General features: G+C 60.9%; 6 protein-coding genes and 3 pseudogenes. 4 read left to right on the top strand and 5 right to left on the bottom strand.

Translation table 11 applies throughout. From position 1 onward, the window contains the following. On the top strand, positions 1 to 323 hold a 323-nt coding region (locus AWB68_RS50360; RefSeq protein ID WP_235028820.1), incomplete at its 5' end, for a hypothetical protein. A 47-nt stretch (positions 324 to 370) separates the two neighbouring features. Here the strand turns inward: AWB68_RS50360 and AWB68_RS51010 are convergent. Further along, positions 371 to 532: pseudogene (locus tag AWB68_RS51010) on the bottom strand (universal stress protein); the annotation flags it as partial. Between the two features lie 7 nt (positions 533 to 539). After that, positions 540 to 815, bottom strand: coding sequence for a universal stress protein (locus AWB68_RS51005; protein WP_268810984.1), 276 nt, complete (start codon positions 813 to 815; stop codon positions 540 to 542). Between the two features lie 263 nt (positions 816 to 1,078). Here AWB68_RS51005 and AWB68_RS42480 point away from each other — a divergent pair, with 263 nt between their 5' ends. Further along, complete coding sequence (locus AWB68_RS42480) at positions 1,079 to 1,411, top strand: hypothetical protein (protein WP_087650112.1); 333 nt, start codon at positions 1,079 to 1,081, stop codon at positions 1,409 to 1,411. A 94-nt stretch (positions 1,412 to 1,505) separates the two neighbouring features. Here the strand turns inward: AWB68_RS42480 and AWB68_RS42475 are convergent. Next, positions 1,506 to 1,712, bottom strand: a pseudogene (locus AWB68_RS42475) (twin transmembrane helix small protein); the annotation flags it as partial. Between the two features lie 472 nt (positions 1,713 to 2,184). Then, a pseudogene (locus tag AWB68_RS51780) lies at positions 2,185 to 2,527 on the bottom strand (Tn3 family transposase); the annotation flags it as partial. A gap of 68 nt (positions 2,528 to 2,595) precedes the next feature. Between AWB68_RS51780 and AWB68_RS42465 the strand changes: the two are divergent. Both AWB68_RS42465 and AWB68_RS42460 read left to right on the top strand, forming a co-directional pair. Beyond that, positions 2,596 to 3,051 carry a hypothetical protein gene (locus AWB68_RS42465; RefSeq protein ID WP_087650110.1) on the top strand — a complete coding sequence of 152 codons (456 nt, stop codon included), beginning with the start codon at positions 2,596 to 2,598 and terminating at the stop codon, positions 3,049 to 3,051. Positions 3,052 to 3,877: 826 nt separating this feature from the next. Continuing rightward, positions 3,878 to 4,861, top strand: coding sequence for a hypothetical protein (locus tag AWB68_RS42460; protein ID WP_087650109.1), 984 nt, complete (start codon positions 3,878 to 3,880; stop codon positions 4,859 to 4,861). 225 nt (positions 4,862 to 5,086) lie between these two features. Here the strand turns inward: AWB68_RS42460 and AWB68_RS50350 are convergent. Further along, positions 5,087 to 5,294 (bottom strand): hypothetical protein (locus AWB68_RS50350; RefSeq protein ID WP_235028819.1); only part of this gene is annotated, 208 nt, incomplete at its 5' end.

Genomic DNA, 5,294 nt, shown 5'->3' with positions numbered 1-5,294 from the left:
ACCCAGTGGGGCTCGTGCGCGATCTTTCTGGTGATCGTTGTGGCGTGGGTCCTGGGCAGCGGACGTGCCGACTGAATACCGAACCCGCTCAGTACGTCAGCCGACGTTTTCCGCGCACGCGCAAAAAACCTGAAGTCCACGGTCACCGTCGCCAGCCTCGCGGCGGTGCCCGCGATGGGGGCGAGACACGCACCCGGATGAGCGCGAGCGATGCGCGCGCAACGATGTACGTCTGGGGCGAGGAGGGCTTCGATTCAGTGGATGGCATGCTGGATTCCACAACACGGCCCGCACCGGTCTGCGTCGGCTCCCGAACGACATGAACCGGGATCTGGCAGTGCTTCAGCACCTTCTGGGTCTCACTGCCGAGCAACAAGGCGCGCACGCCGCCTCGGCCGTGAGACGCCGAGACGATGAGATCACAGTTTCGTTGCGCTGCCACGCTGATAATCGCCTCGTATGGGTGAGCGCGGATCCTGGTGAACGTATCGCACTCGACACCGGCCGGGGTGGCCGCTTTTGTGACGACCATGAGGTAGTCATCCGCTTGCTGTCGGACAGCATCGTGAACTGGTCCTCGGTGTACCGATAACTTCGGCACCATACGCCAGGACATGAAATTCCGGGATGACATCGAGCCCCGTGATCTTGGCGCCGCTTTCTGTGGCAAGCGTCACCGCCATCTGGATCGCGGCTTCGGAGAGGGCCGACCCGCCGGTGGGCACCAGCAGATGCTTGAACAGACGTTTATCCCTGCGGCCAGGCCCGTTCGTCTTGACGTCCTGCCCGGAGCCTGCCGCCTGAACCAGGCACATCTGAATCAAGGCGATTTGTTTCAGGATGATCAGCTTTACGAAGCCTGCAGGTCGACTGATTCTGTGGCAAAGTGCCGCGCGCGGACACCACCGAAGTTAGATATATTCAACAGGCGTCGAGTGTCGTTGCTGGCTCGCTCAGAGCGCACCGGACGCACGGCCTGCGGCTTGTCGCAGGCCGTCCCGCCACTCGGCTGTGTCACGTACCAGATCAAACGTTAGGTCAGCACGTCGCGGCTCAAGCGTCTTTCGAAAAAGCTGCAATGACGCCCATCAAGTTCATTCTCCGCTACACGGCTGTGCCGTTCATGGCGATCGTCGCCGTCGTGTCCTGGGCCTCACATGACGCGTCCGCCGAAATCGACGCTCGACAGTACGCGGCATTATCGAACGCCTATGCGAGCTTCCCGGTGGAACTCCGGCGTGATATCGGGCAGGCGCTGCAATCGGGGAAGCTGAGCAACTGGGATTACTCGTCGCTGGTACGGGAATCGCTCGACGATGGGGTTGTTCTCGATTGGCCGTCAAACGATAGGGAAAACGTTGCGACCGAACGGGAAAAGTTGACGGCGCTCGTCAAGGCAGACCGACTCTGAGCCGTGCGGCTCACTGAGTTTCCGGTACTAACGCAGCGTCCATCAACATGCACGTCGGACCTCGCGGCTTCACGTGCGGGTGCGCCACACTCAAGCGGCCAAAAGCAATGCCGGTAGACTGGATCCAGCCCATCCAGTGCGCAAAAAGGATAGACAGGAAAAGCGCAATCGACAGGCCGACGCGCGTCGCCAGCGACCAGACCATCTTCTGCGTTGTGCCCCGATCATGCATCATGAAATACAGCGCCGAAGCCATACTGCCGATAATCAGAACAGAAGCGATAGGGACGAGAATATGCATGGTTTGCTATTTGTGGCTAAGCGAAGCGCGTCTGGAACGCGCCCATCAGGAGCCCATTATAGGGTCCACCCACGAACATACCCGTGACGTGATGCCGCACCGCTCATTCATGTGTCGGCTTGGCCGGTCGCTGATGCGATGGTTGCATGGCTGAGTGGATCGTTCGCGATGCAATCCGGCTTTCTCTATTCCGACCGTTGTGAGGGTTGGCCACGGTCTGCGCGTAGCTCCGGACTCCGCCAGCTTTGTACGGGACGATCGTCGATGACCACTTCGGCAATCGGCGCGCGTTTCTCGTCGGTACCGGAATGCTCACGTAAGCGCGCAACCTCGGACGCGAGAACATGACCGATGCGTGTCGGGGCACGAGTGTGGGCGAGCTCGCGCGGCTTATGGCCCGGCACACCCGCGACGGAACGTCCCACCCGGTCAGCTCATAGCACGCCGACCGAAGCTCAATGGCATTCAGGCCGCTCGCGAGGCTGGGCAAGGTCCGGTCCGCATAGCGGGCAATCGAACGAGCGAACGTGCCGCGCAGGTTGATGCCCTCAAGATACGTCGGCGCGATGCGTCGCAGTTCCGCCGCCTAAAGGGCGTCCCCACTTATTGCCTCAATCTGCTCAACGACACGTTGCATATGCATCGTGTTCGAGGCCATCACGGCATTGGTACGCAGTGCCATCTATGACGACACGGCCGCAAGCGACTCGATGCTTCGTCAGTTCCGCTGGACTCTTGTGATGTGGATTGCCCGCTGCACGTTGTGCACGGCTTCGCCGCGATTTGAGCACATGTTGCATGTCCGTCCGGATGGAGACGCCTGCGCCGTGAACGGGTGAGTCTCGCACTATGATGCGGCACATTCAAATGTGGAACGTTTCTGTTGCTGGAAGCAAAGGGCGCGCAACAATCCGGGCGCCGTTACGGTTGCGAGTTATTCGCGCCCGGCACGGAACCCTGCGAGCCGATGGTCACGACCGGGGCCACAAAACTGGACTTCAGCGTGTTCAGTGCGGTCTGGGCTTGGGTCCCGCTGTTCGCGGCATTGGTCGCGGTGCTGGCGTTTCCGGCGCTTGCGGATGCCGACGAAGCACTGTTGGATGTACTCCCTGCCTGGGTGCTGGCTCTCGATGCAGAATTCGACGCACTGGTCGCGGAGGTTTGTGCGCTTGTCGCGGCGTTACTCGCTGTGGTGGCAGCAGCACTCGCCGTCGTGGCGGCGCTCACGGCTGCTTGCGAATCCTCGGTGGCGATCGCCACATCGTCGCCAATCTCCGAGCACGCCGAGGTCATGCCGCTGATTTTTGCCGCCAGTGCTGCGGTGGCTGCATTGATTTGATCAGTAATCGCGAAATAGAATCCTAATTAAGAGTCACGGAAGGCCATAACATGCGAAAGGAAACCAGCTGAGGGCATAAATGCCAGAGCGAGACCCCGCCCCCTCCGGCACTTGGACAACGATTGAGCGTCTGACGTCAGGATTCGCTGACCAGGGTCAGCTCTTGACCTGAACGATTGAGGCGGTCACCAAACGACGACGTGTGAGCCCAGACACATCACCGATGATCCCTGTATAAACGTTGTGACCGCCGGCCTGGGAAAAAAGACATACGGGGTGAGCGCCTCCACGTACACTTTCGTGGTCCGCGCACTGTATGCGAGTGACGATGCGGTGATAGTCTCCGCATAGCTCACCTTACCTGTGCCGTGCCCGTGGCGCCTGTGTGGCGTGCTGTGCTCGCCCGTTCTGTCTCGCTCACTGTCTCGCCAGCGTCTCGCCGTGCGTCCTGTCCTCAGTGCCCTATCCCGGGCTTAGCTTATCTGTCGAATCGTGTGCTCCCTGCCTACCTAAGCCAGCCCACCGCCTGTCCCGCTGTTGCTGTACGCGCACACCCGCGCCCGCGTCACCCCGTCTGTCACGCGCATCACGCGTCCCGTGCGCCACGCGCGTTACCACGAGCACCCGCACGGGGCGTACACGCGCGGGCCCGGCGCAGTAGGCCGCACGAATAGCTGAGTCAAAATTAACCAGCAACCCTGCCTTTGGAGGAGTGCATGCATGAGCAGTTCCCTTTATAGTCAATGCATGAAAAAGTAGCCCTTGAAGTCGAGTCCCGAATCCGGCCGGAAGTCGCTTGGATTCCCTAGTCCCTAAGGAGAGTCTTATGCCGTTCATGGAAATCGCCGCCGGCGAGATCTCGTCGATCCAGCCGGTCGACAACAACAACAAGAACGTGGTGCTGCTCATCAGCCAGCGCAATGCGTCGCGCCCGCTGGTGGTGAAGTCCGAGGACGGCGCGGGGCGCAACAACGTCGGCGCCATGCTAGAGTTCCATGCCACCGCTTTCTCCAAGCTGCGTGGCCTGCCATTCGAAACCGCCAAGCTCTCACTGAAGGAAATCGACGAGCTCAAGCGCTGCGACCCGACCAAGGTCATAGCCAACGCCCCGCTCACGCAGGCGCAATGGCTGAAGAAGCTCGACGCCCTGCTCCATACCTCTGACGGCAAGACCAAGACCGCCATCAAGGTCAGCTTCGTCGAGCAGCTGGCCAACCTGCACGGCATCGGCAAGGATCTGGAGCAGAAGAAGCTCCTGGGCGAGGCGCTGGTGCGCGGCAATACCGACGTGCCCTTCGGCCTGGGCGAGATACTGGCGGTCGACTTCTTCATCGGCAACGGAGACCGCTTCCGCGAAGTCGCCACCTCTGTGCAGTTTCCGCGCGGCTCGATCCTCGGCGACCAGAACATCTTCTTCCAAATCAAGTGCGGGAAGTTCACGACCGTCGGCCTGGATACCTACGACGGCGGCGGCTGCTGGTCCGACCTGAACCGCACGATCGAGGACCTGGAGGCCACCAACAAGAACATGGGCTTCGAGTACGCCTTCTGGCCCGGCCGCATCCTGGCCCCGGGCGCGCGGCGCGAGCGAGACGAGGTCGCGACCGCGCTGGTCGACTCGCTGATCGAACTCTGCCTCGGCAAGGACGCCGTGTTCTCGGCTTCGATGCGCAAGAAGCTGATCGAGGCCTGCCACTGCGGCATCTCGTCGGGCAAGGAAATGCTGCGGGGAAAATACAAGCTGGGTGACAACGTGCAGTCGCTCACGGCGGGCATCCGGTCGCGCTGGCTGATCATCCGCGGCAAGTGAGTCCGCGCCGGCGCGAGATTGATCATTCGCGGAAGGCGTGGAATACGAACCCTCGAACAGATAGCCCTGTTGCCGGTTTTCCGTACCTCTTGGGCTTTGGCCGCCAGACGAAGACTCGCCTGTTCGGGGTCTGGACTTTGTCATCACCATAGCCCGCTGGCCGTAGGTGGGAGCCGTCAAGTCTTTACACGTTCCGGCTCGCGTCGGCTTCGCGCGGCGTTATTTCTACGACTGTGTTGACGTACAATCGTCGGCCGGCAATACGCCACGCGCCAAGGGTGGCAGCTGGTCGAGTTGTTGGAGGATCAGGGTATCAGTGGTGCTGCGCTCGGTAATCGGCCAGGTGTCCTCAAGCTCTAGCAGCTCGTTGAAATACCTCGTCGAACGGTCATCCTGAATGAAAGGGTGAACGTTGAATCTGATGTCATTCACG

It is taken from the genome of Caballeronia choica (assembly GCF_001544535.1).
Lineage (GTDB): Bacteria > Pseudomonadota > Gammaproteobacteria > Burkholderiales > Burkholderiaceae > Caballeronia > Caballeronia choica.
Note: the sequence above shows the minus strand (reverse complement) of the source record. Positions and strands in the feature narration are given on the sequence as shown.